The sequence below is a fragment of the Streptomyces sp. NPDC059649 genome, assembly GCF_042734445.1.
Classification (GTDB): Bacteria; Actinomycetota; Actinomycetes; order Streptomycetales; family Streptomycetaceae; genus Streptomyces.
Window position 1 is genome coordinate 14,873 of record NZ_JBHWDV010000067.1, and the last position, 16,169, is coordinate 31,041.

Here is a 16,169-nt window from a genome sequence, read left to right on the forward strand (position 1 = left end):
GGTTCAGCTCCTGTTGTCGTGCGTCGTGGAGGACGGTGCGGGCGGTCCGGGGTGCTGGTCGAGACCGGCCAGCACGTCACGGAGCCCACGGTGCACATCCTCGTACACCTTCAGGTGTCCGCCCACCGGCAGGTGGTCGGCGTCGGCGAGGCGCCGCAGTCCGGCGTCGACCGCGGCCTGGCCGGTGGGGGTGACGGCGACGCCGAGCGGCCGGGGCCCGGCCTGCTCGGTGGCCGCGGCTTCCCCGGCGCCCGCGGCCGGCCGCGCGGGTCCGGCCGGCTCCGGGCCGCCGGCCGCCTCCGGCTCCGGCTCCGGGCCGGGCGTGGACTGTTCCATGCCTCCGACGCTACCGCGACGGCCGGGTCTCCGGGGCGGACGGGCCGGCCGGCGACCTGGCGTATCGTCGATCGCGATGGCAACTCTCGACCAGTGCCGTGCCGCGCTCGACCGGCTGGCCCAGAACCTGTCCTCGGCCGACGGCAAGGTCCGCAGCGCGGCCGCGCTCGACCGTTCGCTCAGCTGCCGGATCACCGACCTGGACGTGACGTTCCTCGGCCGGCTGGCCCAGGGCAGCATCCAGCACGTGACGAGCGTGCCCGGCCCGCCCCCGGACAAGGCCGAGATCCGGCTGTCCATGACGGGCGACGATCTGGTCGCGCTGGTCGACGGCCGGCTGAACTTCGCCCGGGCCTGGGGCAGCGGCCGGGTCAAGCTGGAGGCCGGGCTGCGCGATCTGCTGCGCCTCAGGACGCTGCTGTAGCGGCCTCGCCCACCGTCCTGCCGGCCGCCTGCCGGGCCGCCCGGCCGCCGCGGGCCTGCCGTGCCGCGGGCACCACCAGCGGTGTGCCGGTCTCCGGGTCGTCGATGACCTGGCAGCCGATCCCGAAGACCCGGGCGACCAGGTCGGCGGTGACGATGTCGGCGGGCGGGCCCTGGGCGATGATCTCGCCGTCCTTCATGGCGATGAGGTGGGTCGCGTAGCGGGCGGCGTGGTTGAGGTCGTGCAGCACGGCGACCAGCGTCCGGCCCTGCTCCTCGTGCAGTTCCGCGCACAGGTCCAGCACCTCGATCTGGTGCTGGATGTCCAGGTAGGTGGTGGGCTCGTCGAGCAGGAAGAGCGGGGTCTGCTGGGCGAGCGCCATCGCGATCCAGACCCGCTGGCGCTGGCCGCCGGACAGTTCGTCGACGTAGCGGTCGGCCAGCCCGTCGACGCCGGTGGCCGCCATGGATTCCGTCACGATCCGCTCGTCCTCCCGGGACCACTGCCTTAGCAGCCCCTGGTGCGGGTAGCGGCCGCGTGCCACGAGGTCCGCGACGGTGATGCCGTCCGGGGCGACCGAGGACTGGGGCAGCAGGCCGAGCGTCCTGGCGACCTTCTTGGCCGGGAGGGAGGAGATCGCCGCGCCGTCCAGCAGCACCGATCCGGCGCTGGGCTTGAGCATCCGGGAGAGGGCGCGCAGCAGGGTGGACTTGCCGCAGGCGTTGGGGCCGACGATGACCGTGAAGGACCGGTCGGGGATGGCGACCGAGAGGTTCTCGGCGATGACCCGCCGGTCGTAGGCGAGGGTGACGTTCTCGGCCGTGAGACGGCTCACTTCGAAACTCCTGGGGTGGTGGTGACGTGGTCGCGCCGCTGTCGCTGCCGGGGCACGGGTTGCCGGGGGCTCATACCCGCCCGGCCTTCCGCTCGACGGCCAGCAGCCACAGCAGATAGCCGCCGCCGAGGACGCCGGTCAGCACACCCACCGGCAGCTGGTCGGCGCCGAAGAGCCGCTGCGAGGCCCAGTCGGCGGCGACCAGCAGGACGGCACCCATGAGGGCGGCGGGCAGCAGGTTGGGGCCGGGCGAGCGGGTGAGCCGCCGGGCGAGCTGGGGTGCGGTGAGCGCCACGAAGGAGATCGGCCCGGCCGCCGCGGTGGCCGCGGCGACCAGCACGACCGCGGCCAGCAGCACGACGATGCGGACCCGGTCGACCCGTACGCCCAGTGCGTACGCCGCGTCGTCGCCCATCTCCAGCATCCGCAGCGGCCGTGCGTGGAGCAGGAGCAGCGGGAGGAGGACGGCGCAGACCGCGGCCAGCGGCCCCACCTGGTCCCAGTCGCGGCCGTTGAGGGAGCCGGTCATCCAGGTGGTGGCCCGGGTCGCCTCGACGATGTTGGCCTTGGTCATGAGGTAGAGGACCATCGCGTAGAGCATCGCGCTCGCCCCGATGCCGACGAGCACGAAGCGGTAGCCGTGGATGCCGCGCTTCCAGGCGAGCAGGAAGATGGCGAGTCCGGTGGCCAACCCGCCGGCGACCGCTCCGGCGGCGACCGCGAAGGTCCCGGCCTGGAAGTAGACGATCGCGACCAGCGCGCCGACCGACGAGCCCTGGGTGAAGCCCAGCACGTCCGGGCTGCCGAGCGGGTTGCGGGAGACGGTCTGGAAGACCGCGCCGGCGATCCCGAACGCGGCGCCGACCAGCAGCCCCACCAGTACCCGCGGCAACCGCAGGTCCTGCACGATGAACTGGGCTCCGGGGTCGCCGCCGCCGGTCAGCGTGGCGACCACCTCGCCCGGCGTCATCGGGTAGTCGCCGGAGCCGATCAGCGCGATACCGGCGGCCGAGGCGAGGGCCAGCAGCACCAGTCCGACGGCCACGGCACGGACGTCCGGGCGCAGCGAGAGCCGTCCCTTGGTGCGCAGCACCGCCGCGCGCTTGGTGCCCTGTCGGGGCTTCACAGTGGCGCTCACAGCTGGGCCATCCTCCGCCGTCGTACGAGATGGATGAAGACCGGTCCGCCGATGAGGGCGGTGACGATGCCGACCTGGAGTTCGCCGGGGCGGGCCGCGACCCGGCCGAGGACGTCCGCGCCGAGCAGCAGGACCGGTGAGAGCACTGCGGAGTACGGCAGGATCCAGCGCAGGTCGGGGCCGGTGATGGCCCGTACGACGTGCGGAACCATCAGGCCGACGTAGACGATCGGGCCGCAGGCGGCGGTGGCGCCGCCGCACAGCAGGGTGACCGCGACCATGGCCAGTACCCGGGTGCGGGTCAGCCGGGTGCCCAGCGCCCGTGCCTGGTCGTCGCCGAGCGCGAGGGCGTTGAGCGGCCGGGCGAGCAGCAGCGCGAGGATCCCGCCGACGGCGAGGAACGGTGCGACGTCGGTGACCGTCGGCAGGGTGGCGGCGGCCAGTGAACCCACCGTCCAGAAGCGCATCTTGTCGAGCGCCGCGGTGTCCATGAGGTTGACGGCGTTGAGGTAGCCGACGAGGACGGCGGTCAGTGCGGTGCCGGCGAGCGCGAGCCGTACGGGGGTGGCGTTGCGGGTGCCGCCGAGGACGTAGACGGCGACCGAGACCACCGCGGCGCCGGCGAACGCGAACCACACATAGCCGCTGAGGGAGGTGATGCCGAAGAAGCTGATGGCGGAGACGACGGCGGCCGAGGCGCCGGCGTTGATACCGAGAACTCCCGGGTCCGCCAGGGGATTTCGGGTCAGGGCCTGCATGACGGTGCCGGCCAGGCCGAGGGCGGCGCCGGCGATCAGGCCGAGCAGGGTGCGGGGGATGCGCACGTCGTGGACGATCACGTCGGTGTCGGTGCCGGAGTAGTGGAACACCCCGTGCCACACCTGGTCGAGCGGGATCTGTTTGGCGCCGACGGCGATGCCGAGGACGACGACGGCGGCGAGGACGGCCACGGAGCCGAGCAGTCCCGCGGAGCGCAGGGCGTGCCGCCTCCGGGATGCCGTGGGGGCCGGGGCCGTTGATGCTTCGGGGGGACTGTCGACCAACACGGTAGTTAGGTTAGCCTACCCTCACATTCGACTTGCAGGCCCTCCCATGAGAGAAGCGCAGCCACCATGAGCACCTCCCGAAGCGTAACTCTGTCCCGTCGTGGCGTCCTGGCCGCGGGCGGCGCCGTCGGCATCGGCGCCCTGCTGGCCGCGTGCGGTGACGGCAAGAGCTCGGCGGGCGCCAACGGCGGCGCCAAGGGCGGGCCTTGGAGCTTCACCGACGACCGCAAGCAGAAGGTCTCCCTCAAGAGCACCCCGCAGCGCATCGTCGCCTTCACCGGCACCGCGGCCGCGCTGCACGACTTCGGGATCGACGACCAGATCGTCGGCGTCTTCGGCCCCACCAAGCTCAAGAACGGCAAGCCCGACCCGCAGGCCGGCGACCTCGATGTCGACAAGGTCACCATCATCGGCAACGCCTACGACCAGTTCAACGTCGAGAAGTTCGCGGGGCTGCGGCCCGATCTGCTGGTCACCAACATGTACGAGCCGGGCGCGCTGTGGTTCGTCCCGGACGACAGCAAGGACGAGATCACCAAGCTGGCCAGGTCCGTTGCCCTCACCTCGTCCCGGGTCCCGCTCGTCAAGATCATCGAGCGCTATGCCGCACTGGCCGAGTCGCTCGGCGCCGACCTCAAGGCCAAGAAGGTCACCGACGCCAAGTCCCGCTTCGAGAAGGCCGCCGAGAAGCTGCGCACGGCCGCCAGGTCGCACCGGGTCAAGGTGCTCGCCTGCTCCGGCAGCCCGGACCTCTTCTACGCGTCCAACCCCGGCATCAATGCCGACCTGATGTACTACAAGTCCCTCGGCGTCGACCTGATCGTCCCCGACCACCTGGACAAGGGCGGCTACTTCGAGAGCCTGAGCTGGGAGAACGCCGACAAGTACAAGGCGGACGTCCTCCTGCTGGACAACCGGACCGCCACCCTCCAGCCCAAGGACCTGGCCGCGAAGCCCTCTTGGGCGAAGCTGCCCGCCGTCAAGGCCGGCCAGATCACCCCGTGGTCGAGCGAGCCGCGCTTCTCCTACGCGGGCTCCGCACCGCTCATCGAGACCCTGGCCAAGGCCATCGAGAGCGCCAAGAAGGTCGGCTGACGCAGCGACGTGCCGGCGCGGACCGGCCCGCTTCCGGGCCGTCCGCACGCCACGTCCCACCGGCCGCGGGGGACCGCCCGCCCGCACCCGCACGTCCCCGCGGCCCTGCCCCCACCCCCACCACCGCCCGGGAGGTTCCCGCATGACCACGACCGCCGCCCCCGCCACCGCCCCCTTCCGCTTCTTCGACGTGCACGTCGTCCGCTCCCGACGGCTCGGCCCCTCCATGGTGCGCATCACCTTCGGCGGCGAGCGGCTGGACGAACTGGCCTCCGGCGGCCGTGACCAGCGCTTCAAGCTCTTCCTCCCGCAACCCCACCAGGACCGCCCGGTCTTCGACGACCTGGGCGACGGCTGGTACACCGCCTGGCGGGCCCAGGACCCGGCCGAGCGCGCGGTGATGCGCTCCTACACCATCCGTGAACAGCGCCCGGATTCCGGGGAGTTCGACGTGGACTTCGCGCTGCACGGCGCGGAGCCGGGCGCCTCCGTGGCGAAGGGCGGGCCGGCCTCCCGCTGGGCCGCCGCCGCCCGCCCCGGCGACCGGCTCACCGTCCTCGCCCCGGCCGTGGAGGACAACGGCGGCGTCGACTTCCGCCCGCCGGCCGGCACCGACTGGATCCTGATCACCGGCGACGAGACGGCGCTGCCCGCGATCGCCGGCATCCTGTCCTGGCTCTCCCCCGGCACCCAGGCCAAGGTCTTCCTGGAGATCGGGCACGAGGACGACCGGCAGCCGCTGCCGACCTTCGCGGACGCCGACGTCACCTGGCTCGTCCGGGATGCGGCCGGCGCGGCACACCACGAGCCGGTGCTCGACGCGCTGCGCACCGCCGAACTGCCCGCCGGCACGCCGTACGCCTGGGTCGCCGGGGAGTCCGGCACGGTCAAGGCGGTCCGCCGCCACCTGGTCCGCGAGCGCGGCTTCGACCGCCGGGCGGTCAAGTTCACCGGCTACTGGCGGCGCGGCTCGTCCGAGGAGGAGCTGCTCGCCGAACTGACCGCGGGTACCGCGGCGGCCGGCGAGGACTGAGCCGTCGGCCGCCGTGCGCCACGGGCCCCGCGTCACCCGGGGCCCCGTGGCGCCGCCCTCACATCCCGATCCGCGCCAGCGCCTTCCCCGCGTCCGCCCGGCAACTGCCGTCCCCCGCCTGCGTCCAGGCCGCCGCGCACAGCGCCCGCAGCCCGTCCAGCGGCGCCCCCTCGCCCGTCACGGCGAGCACCTCGCCGGCGGCCTCGGCCCGCCAGCCGCCGCACCGGAAGCCGTCCCCGTCCGCGGTCACCTCCGGCTGCGGCGCGAGCAACCCGCGCAGGTCCGCGTCCACGTAGGAGGGGCGGTGCTCCGGCGGCGCGGCCAGCAGCTCGGCGGGGGTGGTCACACCGGTGAGCACCAGCAGGGAGTCCACCGCGCCGTTGTGGGCGCCCTCGATGTCGGTGTCCAGCCGGTCGCCGATCACCAGCGGCCGCCGGGCGCCGGTCCGCAGCACCGTCTCGCGGTGCATCGGCGGCTGCGGTTTGCCCGCCACCTGGGGCGTGCCGCCCGCCGCGATCCGGACGACCTCCACCAGCGCGCCGTTCCCGGGCGCGATGCCGCGCTCCTTGGGGATCGTCAGGTCGGTGTTGGAGGCGAACCACGGCACCCCGCGCTGCACGGCGTACGAAGCCTCCGCCAGCCGTTCCCAGTCCATGGCCGGGTCGTAACCCTGCACCACGGCCGCCGGCCCGTCGTCCGCGGAGAACACCGGCTCAAGGCCGCGCTCGCGCAGCGCCACCAGCAGCCCCTCGCCGCCGATCGCCAGCACCCGGGCGCCCGCCGGCACCTGCTCGGCGATCAGCCGGGCCACCGCCTGCGCCGAGGTGATCACGTCGTCGGCGCCGGTGGGCAGGCCGAATCCGGACAGCTGATCGGCGACGGCCTGCGGGGTGCGGGCCGCGTTGTTGGTCACATACGCGAGGTGCATCCCGCCCTCCCGGGCGGTGGTCAGCGACGCGACGGCGTGCGCGATGGCCCGGCCACCGGCGTAGACGACCCCGTCCAGATCCAGCAGCGCCGTGTCGTACGCCTCGTGGAGCGCGCGCCGGCTCCCGTCGGGCTGCCTGCGAACCTGCTCGTTCATGCCGTCCTGCTCCTCGCACCTACCGGTATTTCCAGCCACTTCCGGACTGTCCCCCGATCTTCCCTCATCGCCCCCGCGGCATAGCATTCTTCAATGACCGATACCGACGGCCTCCGCCTCCTCCCGTTCCGCGGACTGCGCTACGCCCCGGACCGGATCAGCAGCCTGACCGCCGTGACCTCGCCGCCGTACGACGTGGTGGTCCGGCCGGAGGGGGTGCGCCATCTGGAGACCGCCGATCCGTACAACATCGTCCGGCTGATCCTGCCGCACGCCGCGGACCCCGCCGCCCGGCACCGCCAGGCCGCCGACACCCTGCGCCGCTGGCGCGCCGAGGGCGTGCTGGCGCAGGACCCCGACCCCGCACTGTACGTGTACGAGCAGCGCTCCGGCGAGGTGCTGCAGCGCGGGCTGATCGGCGCGCTGCGCCTGGACGGCCCGGTGCTGCCGCACGAGGACGTGATCCCCGAGGTCGTCGAGGACCGGGCCGCCCTGATGCGCGCCGCGGCCGCCAATTTCGAGCCGTTGCTGCTGTCGTACCGTGGCCGGAACCCGGCGAACGGCGCCACCGCGGTGATCGAGCGCGTGGTGGAGGGCACCCCGCTGCTGGCCACCACCACGGAGGACGGTTTCACCCACCGCCTGTGGGCGGTCACCGCCCCCGCCGACCTCGCCACCATCGACGCGGACCTCGCCGGCCGGCAGGCGCTGATCGCCGACGGCCACCACCGCTGGGCGACCTACCAGCGGCTGTACGAGCAGCAGCCGGGCGCCACCACCGCCTCCCCCTGGGCCTCCGGTCTGGTCCTGCTCGTCGACACCGCCCGCTATCCGCTCCAGGTCCGGGCGATCCACCGGGTGCTGGCACATCTGCCGCCCGCCAAGGCACTGGCGGAGCTGGCCGGCGCCTTCCGCACCCGTCCGCTCCCGGGCGGGCTGCCGGAGGCCCTGCGGACCCTGGAGGAGACACCCGGTACCGCCTTCGTCCTCAGCGGCGGGCCGGACACCTTCCACCTCCTGGACCGCCCCGATCCCGAGCTGCTGGACCGTACGATCCGCCGGGACCGGCCCGAGGCGTGGCGGCGGCTGGACGCCACCGTGCTGCACTCGGTCCTGCTCGACGAGGTCTGGCACATTCCTGACCACCCGTCGGACATCGGCTATCTGCACCACGCCGAGGCCGCCGTCGCGCACGCCGCCCGGCACGGCGGATCGGCCGTGCTGATGCGCGCCACGTCCGAGGAGACCGTCCGTCAACTCGCCGAGTGCGGTGTGACGATGCCCCGCAAGTCCACCTCGTTCGGGCCCAAGCCCGCCACGGGGCTGGTCCTTCGGACGCTGGAGGACGACAACTGAGCCGCGGATAGGGCCCGGCCGGTCCCCGCCTCCCCACCTGGGACGTAGTTAGGTTAGGCTTACCTCACTACGTCACCGGGCGGGTCTCCCTGCCCCTGCGCACACCCCACCCTGCGCAGGACGTGGTCAAGTCCGCACCAGGGAGGACACCTTCATGAGTCGCCTCGCGCACTCCGCCGAGGACCCGGCCGACAGCCGGACGTATCTGCTCAACAACGGTACGGCCCACCGCTACCACAGCGCGGTCACCGAGAGCGTCACACGGATCAGCGCCAAAATCGCCGGTACCGCCCGCCCGTTCACCGGCATCTCCGTCGACCGCCTCGCCCCCGCGATCGCCGGTGTCGACCTCGACGCACCGCTGCACGACGCGACCGCCGCACTCGACGAACTCGAAGAGGTCTACCTCCGCGACGCGGTCTACTTCCACCACCCGCGCTACCTCGCCCACCTCAACTGCCCCGTGGTGATCCCCGCACTCGTCGGCGAGGCCGTGCTCTCCGCCGTCAACTCCTCCCTGGACACCTGGGACCAGAGCGCCGGCGGCACGCTCATCGAACGCCGGCTGATCGACTGGACGGCCGCCCGGATCGGCCTCGGCGAGCACGCCGACGGCATCTTCACCAGCGGCGGCAGCCAGTCCAACCTCCAGGCCATGCTGCTCGCCCGCGACGAGGCCTGCCGCCGCGAACTGGCCCGGGCCGACCCGCCGGAAGGCGCCCGGCTCACCGACGTCCTCCCCCGGCTGCGCATCCTGACCTCCGCCTGCAGCCACTTCAGCATCCGCAAGGCCGCCACCCTGCTGGGCCTGGGCGCCGAGGCCGTCATCGCCGTACCCGTCGACGCCGAGAAGCGGATGCGCACCGACGTCCTCGCCGACGAACTGGCCCGCTGCCGGCGCGACGGCCTGATACCCATGGCGGTCGTCGCCACCGCCGGCACCACCGACTTCGGCTCCATCGACCCGCTCCCGGAGACCGCCGACCTGTGCGCCCGCCACGGTGCCTGGATGCACGTCGACGCCGCCTACGGATGCGGACTGCTGGTCTCCCGCCGCCGCGAACTCCTCGACGGCATCGAGCGCGCCGACTCGGTCACCGTCGACTACCACAAGTCCTTCTTCCAGCCGGTCAGTTCGAGCGCCGTCCTGGTCCGCGACCGGGCCACCCTGCGGCACGTCACCTACCACGCGGACTACCTCAACCCGCGCCGGATGGCCGAGGCCCGGATCCCCAACCAGGTCGACAAGTCGATCCAGACCACCCGCCGCTTCGACGCCCTCAAACTCTGGCTCACCCTGCGCATCATGGGCGCGGCGGCCGTCGGCGAACTCTTCGACGAGGTCGTCGACCGCACCGCCGAGGCCTGGAAGCTCCTCCACGACGACCCCCGCTTCGAGGTGGTCACCGAGCCCCGGCTGAGCACCCTGGTCTTCCGCTACGTCCCCAGCGCCGACCCGGACCCCGAGCTCGCCGACCGGGTCAACCTGCACGCCCGCGAAGCCCTGTTCGCCTCCGGCGACGCGATCGTCGCCGGCACCAAGGTCGACGGCCGCCACTACCTCAAGTTCACCCTGCTCAACCCGGAGACCACCCTGGAGGACATCGCCACCGTCCTCGACCTGATCGCCGAGCACGCCGGCGCCTTCCTCGCCGAGCAGCCCCGGCCGGCGCTCAGCGCGCGCTGACCCTCCCCAGCCGAACCCCCCATCGGAGACCCCGTGTCCGCCCCTTACGACTTCCTCGCCATCGGCCTCGGCCCCTTCAACCTGGGCCTGGCCTGCCTGACCGAGCCGATCGACGAACTCAACGGCCTGTTCCTGGACGACAAACCGTCCTTCGACTGGCACCCCGGCATGATGCTGGAGAGCAGCCACCTCCAGGTCCCGTTCCTGGCCGACCTGGTCACCCTCGCCGATCCGACCTCCCCGTTCTCCTTCCTCAACTACCTGAAGGAATCCGGGCGGATCTACCCGTTCTACATCCGCGAGAACTTCTATCCGCTGCGCGCCGAGTTCAACGACTACTGCCGCTGGGCGGCCGGCAAACTCGACACCCTCCGCTTCGGGCACCGCGTCACCACCGTCGAGTACGACGCCACCGAGGAGCTCTACACCGTCCACGCCGAGCACCTCCCCACCGGCGACCGCCTCACCTTCCGCGCCCGCAAGCTCGTCCTCGGCACCGGCACCCCGCCGCACCTCCCCGACGCCTGCCAGGGCCTCGGCGGCGACCTGCTGCACAACGCCGGCTACCTCGACGCCAAGCCCGCCCTCCAGGCCAAGGACTCGATCACCCTGATCGGCAGCGGCCAGAGCGCCGCGGAGATCTACTACGACCTCCTGACCGACATCGACAGCCACGGCTACCAGCTGACCTGGGCCACCCGCTCACCGCGCTTCTTTCCCCTCGAATACACCAAGCTCACGCTGGAGATGACCTCACCGGAGTACGTGGACTACTTCCACGCCCTCCCCCGGGCCACCCGCGACCGGCTCAACGCCACCCAGAAACACCTCTACAAGGGCATCGACTCCGAGCTGATCAACGAGATCTTCGACCTGCTCTACCAGAAGAGCCTGGCCGGCCCGGTCCGCACCCGCCTGCTCACCAACACCGCCCTGCGCACGGCCTCCTACGACGAGACCTCCGGCACCTACACCCTGGGCCTGCGCCAGGAGGAACAGGGCACCGACTTCACCCTGGACACCCAGGGCCTGGTCCTCGCCACCGGCTACCGCTACCGCGTACCGGACTTCCTCGCACCGATCCACGACCGGATCGCCTGGGACGACGCCGGCCGCTACGCCGTCGCCCGCAACTACAGCATCGACACCACCGGCCAGGGCATCTACGTGCAGAACGCCGAACTGCACACCCACGGCTTCGTCACCCCCGACCTCGGCATGGCCGCCTACCGCAACTCCTGCATCGTCCGCGAGCTGCTCGGCCGCGAGTACTACCCGGTCGAAAAGGCCATCGCCTTCCAGGAGTTCGCCGCCCCGGCCGGTTCGCACCACCCCATGGAGATACCCGCATGACCGCCCCCGTCTTCACCCGCACCGATCCCGCTCTGGGGGAATTCTCCCTACGGCCCGTCGACCCCGCCGCCGACGCCGCCGTCCTGCACTCCTGGGTCACCCACCCCAAGGCCGTCTTCTGGCTGATGCAGGACTGCGATCTCGCCGCCGTCGAGAAGGAGTTCACGCGGATCGCCGACGACCCCCACCACGACGCCTTCCTCGGCCTGCACCACGGCGCCCCGGCCTTCCTCATGGAGCGCTACGACCCCGCCCACCGCGAGCTGGTCGGCATCCACACCGCCGAACCCGGCGACATCGGCATGCACTTCCTCACCGCCCCCACCGCCACCCCCCTCCACGGCTTCACCCTCGCGGTGCTCACCACCGTCATGGAGATGCTCTTCGCCGACCCGGCCACCCACCGCGTCGTCGTCGAACCGGACACCCGCAACACCGCCGTGCACGCCCTCAACAAGGCCGTCGGCTTCGAGATCCAGCGCACCGTCCCGCTCCCCGCCAAAGACGCCTACCTGAGCACCTGCACCCGCGACCAGTTCCTGGCCGCCCGAGGAGACCACTGATGCCCACCGCCCGGGACGCCGTCGCCCACCTCACCCCCGCCCTGTGGGCCCGCGCCAACCGCCTGCTGATCCGCAAGGGCCTGGCCGAATTCGCCCACGAACGGCTGCTCGCCCCCAAGCGCCTGCCGCAGGACGGCCACTACGCCGTACGCAGCGACGACGGCGGCACCGAATACCGCTTCGCCGCCCGTAGAGCCGCCCTCGACCACTGGCAGGTCGATCCCGACAGCATCACCCGCCACCGCGGCGCGGACGAACTCCCCCTGGACGCCCTGGAGTTCTTCATCGAACTCCGCACCTCCCTGGGCCTCGGCGCGGAGATCCTGCCGGTCTACCTGGAGGAGATCAGCTCCACCCTCTCCGGCACCGCCTACAAACTCGGCCTCGACCAGCCCTCCGCCGCCGAACTCGCCAAGTCCGGCTTCCAGGCCATCGAGACCGGCATGACCGAGGGCCACCCCTGCTTCGTCGCCAACAACGGCCGCCTCGGCTTCGGCATCCACGAGTACCACGCCTACGCCCCCGAGGCCGCCAGCCCGCTACAGCTGATCTGGCTCGCCGCCCGCCGCGACCACGCCACCTTCACCGCCGGCGCCGGCCTCGACTACGACGCCCTGATACGCGCCGAACTCCCCGAGGAGACCCGCACCCGCTTCACCGCCACCCTCACCGGCCTCGGCCTCGACCCCGACGACTACTACCTCTTCCCCACCCACCCCTGGCAGTGGTGGAACAAGCTGTCGGTCACCTTCGCCGCCGAGATCGCCCGGCAGCACCTGGTCTGCCTGGGCCCCGGCGACGACGAGTACCTCGCCCAGCAGTCCATCCGCACCTTCTTCAACACCACCGAACCGGCCAAGCACTACGTCAAAACGGCCCTCTCGGTCCTCAACATGGGCTTCATGCGCGGCCTGTCCGCCTCGTACATGGAGGCCACCCCGGCCATCAACGACTGGCTGGCCCGGCTCATCGACGCCGACGCCACCTTCCGGGCCGCCCGCTTCTCGATCATCCGCGAACGCGCCGCCATCGGCTACCACCACCGCCAGTACGAGGCCGCCACCGAGAAGGGCTCCCCGTACCTGAAGATGCTGGCCGCCCTCTGGCGGGAGAGCCCGGTCCGCACCCTGGAACCGGGCCAGCGGCTGGCCACCATGGCCTCGCTCCTGCACACCGACCGCGACGGCGGCTCCTTCGCCGGCGCCCTCATCGAGGAATCCGGCCTGGCACCGGCCGTCTGGCTCCGCCGCTACCTCGACGGCTACCTCGTCCCGGTCCTGCACGCGTTCTACGCCTACGACCTGGTCTTCATGCCGCACGGCGAGAACGCCATCCTGGTCATCGAGGACGGCGCCGTGGCCCGCGTGATCTTCAAGGACATCGCGGAGGAGATCGCCGTGATGGACCCCGACGCGGTCCTGCCGCCCGCCGTCGAACGCATCCGCGCCGACGTCCCCGAGGACAAGAAGCTCCTCTCCGTCTTCACCGACGTCTTCGACTGCTTCTTCCGCTTCCTCGCCGCCACCCTCGACGACCGCGGCATCCTCGACGAGGACACCTTCTGGCGCACGGTCGCCGAATGCGTCACCGACTACCAGACGGCCCACCCCCAACTGGCCGACCGGTTCGCGCAGTACGACATGTTCACCGACGAGTTCGCGCTCTCCTGCCTCAACCGCCTCCAGCTGCGCAACAACCAGCAGATGGTCGACCTCCAGGACCCCGCGGGCGCCCTCCAGCTCATCGGCACCCTCCGCAACCCGATCGCCGCCTACGCACCGGCCCGCTGAGCCACACCCCCCACGGCCCCCCCACACACAACGACGAAGGGCGGGACCCCACCGGGATCCCGCCCTTCGTCACAGCCGCCTGCGACCGTCAGCCCTGCTCGGGCCGCTCATCGCCCTCCGCGTCGCCGTTCTCCTCCGTCTCGCCGGACTCCTCCAGCACATCGGTGAACTCGACACCGTCCAGCTCCGCCAGCCGGTCCGAGGCGTCCGTGGTACCGCCCTGGTCGGCCTCCAGCGCCCTGGCGAACCAGTCCCGGGCCTCGCCCTCACGCCCGACCTCCAGCAGCGCATCGGCGTACGCATAGCGCAGCCGCGCCGTCCATGGGTGCACGGCCGTCGAGGCCAGCTCCGGACTCTGCAGCGTCACCACCGCGGCGTCCGCCTGCCCCATGTCCCGACGGGCACCCGCCGCGACCAGCCGCATCTCGACCTGCCCGGCCCGGTCCAGCTTCTGCACCTCGGGCTCACCGGCCATCGCGAGCGCCTTCTCCGGCCGGCCCAGCCCGCGCTCGCAGTCCGCCATCACGGGCCACAGCTCCACGCTGCCGGTCATCCGCCGCGCCGCCCGGAACTCCGCCAGCGCCTCGCTGTACTTGCCGACCGCGTACGCCGCGAAGCCCGCGGCCTCCCGCACCGCCGCCACCCGCGACGCCAGCCGCAGCGCCACCCGCGAGTACCCGTACGCCTTCTCCGGGTCCTCGTCCAGCAGCCGCGCGACCATCACCAGGTTCCTGGCGACATCCCCGGCCAGCGTCTTCGGCAGGCTCATCAGCTCCTGCCGGACGTCCTTGTCGATCTCCTCACCGGTGACGTCGTCCGGAATCGGCAGCCGCTTGATCGGCTCCCGCTCGCGGTCCCGCCGATCGTCCCGACGGTCGTCCCGGCCACGCCCGCCACCGTACGGCCGACGCCCACCACGCTCGTCATCCCGCCGGAACCCACCACGGTCATCCCGCCGGTCGTCCCGCCGGAACCCACCGCGGTCACCCGCCGGCCGGCCCCCACGGTCGGCCCGGCGGAACCCACCGCGGTCACCACCGGACGGCCGGTCACGGTCATCGCGACGGAAGCCACCACGGTCACCACCGCGCTCGCCACCGCGATCATCCCGCCGGAACCCACCACGGTCATCCCGGCGGTCATCCCGCCGGTCGTCGCGCCGGAAGTCCCCACGCTCACCGCCGCGTTCCTCACGCCGGAAGCCACCGCCGCGCTCGTCACGCCGGTCATCGCCACGGAATCCACCGCGCTCGCCACCGCGATCATCACGGCGGAACGACGGACGGTCGCCCCCCCGGTCGTCCCGGCGCTCGTCCCGCCGGAACCCACCACGGTCGCCACCACGGTCATCGCGCCGGAACCCACCACGGTCGCCACCGCGGTCATCGCGCCGGAACCCGCCACGGTCGCCACCGCGGTCATCGCGCCGGAACCCGCCACGGTCGCCACCGCGGTCACCGCCCCGCTCACCACCGCGGAACCCACCGCGCTCGCCACCCCGGTCGTCCCGCCGGAAGCCCCCACGGTCGTCCCGCCGGTCGTCACGGCGGAATCCGCCGCGGTCACCACCGGACGGCCGGTCACGGTCATCGCGACGGAAACCACCACGGTCACCACCGGACGGCCGGTCATCCCGTCGGAAGCCGGGACGGTCGCCGCCCCGGTCGTCCCGGCGGTATCCGCCACCGCGCTCGTCGTCACGCCGCGGCCCGCGCGGCCGCTCGTCACGCCGGTCGCCGCCACGGAATCCACCGCGGTCACCACCGGACGCACGGTCACGGTCGTCACGACGGAAGCCACCACGGTCACCGCCGGACGGCCGGTCATCCCGCCGGAAGCCGCCGCGCTCACCGCGGTCGCCACCACGGCTGTCCCGGCTGTCGCGGGCATCGCGGCTGTCGCGCCGCGGCCCACGGTCGTCACGCCGGAAACCACCGCGGTCACCGTCGTCACGCCGCTGAGGCCGGCGCTCCGAACGATCGTCGGAAGAGTTGGTGGACATCGACGTGACTCCTGTCTTCGGTACTGCATTCATTCTCACGCACCGACCAGTTCGGCGCGCTTCGGAAAAACAAAAGGACCCTTGGTCCCAGCATGCACGCTGGGACCAAGGGTCCTTGAAAGATTGTTCGGCGGCGTCCTACTCTCCCACAGGGTCCCCCCTGCAGTACCATCGGCGCTGAAAGGCTTAGCTTCCGGGTTCGGAATGTAACCGGGCGTTTCCCTAACGCTATGACCACCGAAACCCTATCGGGTTCGAGCGAACAAGCACACTTTTCAATTAATTAAGTGGAACTTGGTTCAACCGGTGCGACTGTTCGCAACCCGGGAACCACACAGTGGACGCGAGCAACTGAGGACAAGCCCTCGGCCTATTAGTACCAGTCAACTCCACACCTTACGGCGCTTCCATATCTGGCCTATCAACC

The 16,169-nt window shown here is 72.0% G+C and carries 14 protein-coding genes, 1 rRNA gene and 1 pseudogene; 8 read left to right on the forward strand and 8 right to left on the reverse strand.

Annotated features, from left to right (window positions below):
• Positions 1 to 3 precede the first annotated feature (3 nt).
• Positions 4 to 336, reverse strand: coding sequence for a hypothetical protein (locus ACFV1J_RS36285; protein ID WP_385865560.1), 333 nt, complete (start codon positions 334 to 336; stop codon positions 4 to 6).
• A 76-nt stretch (positions 337 to 412) separates the two neighbouring features.
• Here ACFV1J_RS36285 and ACFV1J_RS36290 point away from each other — a divergent pair, with 76 nt between their 5' ends.
• Complete coding sequence (locus tag ACFV1J_RS36290) at positions 413 to 760, forward strand: SCP2 sterol-binding domain-containing protein (RefSeq protein WP_385865561.1); 348 nt, start codon at positions 413 to 415, stop codon at positions 758 to 760.
• Here the strand turns inward: ACFV1J_RS36290 and ACFV1J_RS36295 are convergent.
• The 3 genes from ACFV1J_RS36295 to ACFV1J_RS36305 form a co-directional block, all read right to left on the reverse strand.
• Positions 744 to 1,595 carry an ABC transporter ATP-binding protein gene (locus ACFV1J_RS36295; protein WP_385865563.1) on the reverse strand — a complete coding sequence of 284 codons (852 nt, stop codon included), beginning with the start codon at positions 1,593 to 1,595 and terminating at the stop codon, positions 744 to 746. The genes ACFV1J_RS36290 and ACFV1J_RS36295 overlap by 17 nt on opposite strands.
• 70 nt (positions 1,596 to 1,665) lie before the next feature.
• Positions 1,666 to 2,733: a FecCD family ABC transporter permease gene (locus tag ACFV1J_RS36300; RefSeq protein ID WP_385865565.1), complete on the reverse strand. Its 1,068-nt coding sequence runs from the start codon at positions 2,731 to 2,733 to the stop codon at positions 1,666 to 1,668.
• Entirely contained in the window at positions 2,730 to 3,779 is a 1,050-nt protein-coding gene (locus tag ACFV1J_RS36305; protein ID WP_385865567.1) for a FecCD family ABC transporter permease, read from the reverse strand. The genes ACFV1J_RS36300 and ACFV1J_RS36305 overlap by 4 nt, the downstream gene beginning before the upstream one ends.
• Positions 3,780 to 3,845: 66 nt before the next feature.
• Between ACFV1J_RS36305 and ACFV1J_RS36310 the strand changes: the two genes are divergently transcribed.
• Positions 3,846 to 4,874, forward strand: a complete 1,029-nt coding sequence (locus ACFV1J_RS36310) for an ABC transporter substrate-binding protein (protein WP_385865570.1) — start codon at positions 3,846 to 3,848, stop codon at positions 4,872 to 4,874.
• A gap of 142 nt (positions 4,875 to 5,016) precedes the next feature.
• Positions 5,017 to 5,907: a siderophore-interacting protein gene (locus ACFV1J_RS36315; protein ID WP_385865572.1), complete on the forward strand. Its 891-nt coding sequence runs from the start codon at positions 5,017 to 5,019 to the stop codon at positions 5,905 to 5,907.
• 58 nt (positions 5,908 to 5,965) lie between these two features.
• Here ACFV1J_RS36315 and ACFV1J_RS36320 read toward each other — a convergent pair whose 3' ends face one another.
• Complete coding sequence (locus ACFV1J_RS36320) at positions 5,966 to 6,991, reverse strand: HAD-IIA family hydrolase (protein ID WP_385865574.1); 1,026 nt, start codon at positions 6,989 to 6,991, stop codon at positions 5,966 to 5,968.
• Between the two features lie 93 nt (positions 6,992 to 7,084).
• Between ACFV1J_RS36320 and ACFV1J_RS36325 the strand changes: the two genes are divergently transcribed.
• From ACFV1J_RS36325 to ACFV1J_RS36345, 5 genes are all read left to right on the forward strand, one after another.
• The gene (locus ACFV1J_RS36325; RefSeq protein ID WP_385865576.1) at positions 7,085 to 8,347 is read left to right on the forward strand and encodes a DUF1015 family protein; all 1,263 of its coding nucleotides are present in this window, start codon (positions 7,085 to 7,087) and stop codon (positions 8,345 to 8,347) included.
• 154 nt (positions 8,348 to 8,501) lie between these two features.
• A complete protein-coding gene (locus tag ACFV1J_RS36330; protein WP_385865578.1) occupies positions 8,502 to 10,034 on the forward strand; it encodes a pyridoxal phosphate-dependent decarboxylase family protein in 1,533 nt (510 codons plus the stop codon).
• 33 nt (positions 10,035 to 10,067) lie between these two features.
• Entirely contained in the window at positions 10,068 to 11,387 is a 1,320-nt protein-coding gene (locus ACFV1J_RS36335) for a lysine N(6)-hydroxylase/L-ornithine N(5)-oxygenase family protein (RefSeq protein WP_385865581.1), read from the forward strand.
• Positions 11,384 to 11,950 (forward strand): GNAT family N-acetyltransferase, encoded by a 567-nt coding sequence (locus ACFV1J_RS36340; RefSeq protein ID WP_385865584.1) that lies wholly within the window; start codon positions 11,384 to 11,386, stop codon positions 11,948 to 11,950. Before ACFV1J_RS36335 ends, ACFV1J_RS36340 begins: the two co-directional genes overlap by 4 nt.
• Entirely contained in the window at positions 11,950 to 13,740 is a 1,791-nt protein-coding gene (locus ACFV1J_RS36345; RefSeq protein ID WP_385865586.1) for an IucA/IucC family protein, read from the forward strand. The genes ACFV1J_RS36340 and ACFV1J_RS36345 overlap by 1 nt, the downstream gene beginning before the upstream one ends.
• Before the next feature lie 88 nt (positions 13,741 to 13,828).
• On the opposite strand, the gene ACFV1J_RS36350 is transcribed toward ACFV1J_RS36345, so the two are convergent.
• The 3 genes and pseudogenes from ACFV1J_RS36350 to rrf form a co-directional block, all read right to left on the reverse strand.
• Positions 13,829 to 14,569: a hypothetical protein gene (locus ACFV1J_RS36350; protein ID WP_385865590.1), complete on the reverse strand. Its 741-nt coding sequence runs from the start codon at positions 14,567 to 14,569 to the stop codon at positions 13,829 to 13,831.
• Positions 14,570 to 14,599: 30 nt separating this feature from the next.
• Positions 14,600 to 15,409 (reverse strand): annotated as a pseudogene (locus ACFV1J_RS36355) (hypothetical protein); the annotation flags it as partial.
• A 458-nt stretch (positions 15,410 to 15,867) separates the two neighbouring features.
• Positions 15,868 to 15,984, reverse strand: a 5S ribosomal RNA gene (gene rrf, locus ACFV1J_RS36360).
• Positions 15,985 to 16,169: the final 185 nt, after the last annotated feature.

Excerpts from the sequence above, each read along its gene's own strand:
- ACFV1J_RS36285 (WP_385865560.1), bottom strand. The coding sequence starts at position 336 with ATGGAACAGTCCACGCCCGGCCCGGAGCCGGAGCCGGAGGCGGCCGGC.
- ACFV1J_RS36290 (WP_385865561.1), top strand. The coding sequence starts at position 413 with ATGGCAACTCTCGACCAGTGCCGTGCCGCGCTCGACCGGCTGGCCCAG.
- ACFV1J_RS36310 (WP_385865570.1), top strand. The coding sequence starts at position 3,846 with ATGAGCACCTCCCGAAGCGTAACTCTGTCCCGTCGTGGCGTCCTGGCC.
- ACFV1J_RS36315 (WP_385865572.1), top strand. The coding sequence starts at position 5,017 with ATGACCACGACCGCCGCCCCCGCCACCGCCCCCTTCCGCTTCTTCGAC.
- ACFV1J_RS36320 (WP_385865574.1), bottom strand. The coding sequence starts at position 6,991 with ATGAACGAGCAGGTTCGCAGGCAGCCCGACGGGAGCCGGCGCGCGCTC.
- ACFV1J_RS36325 (WP_385865576.1), top strand. The coding sequence starts at position 7,085 with ATGACCGATACCGACGGCCTCCGCCTCCTCCCGTTCCGCGGACTGCGC.
- ACFV1J_RS36330 (WP_385865578.1), top strand. The coding sequence starts at position 8,502 with ATGAGTCGCCTCGCGCACTCCGCCGAGGACCCGGCCGACAGCCGGACG.
- ACFV1J_RS36340 (WP_385865584.1), top strand. The coding sequence starts at position 11,384 with ATGACCGCCCCCGTCTTCACCCGCACCGATCCCGCTCTGGGGGAATTC.
- ACFV1J_RS36345 (WP_385865586.1), top strand. The coding sequence starts at position 11,950 with ATGCCCACCGCCCGGGACGCCGTCGCCCACCTCACCCCCGCCCTGTGG.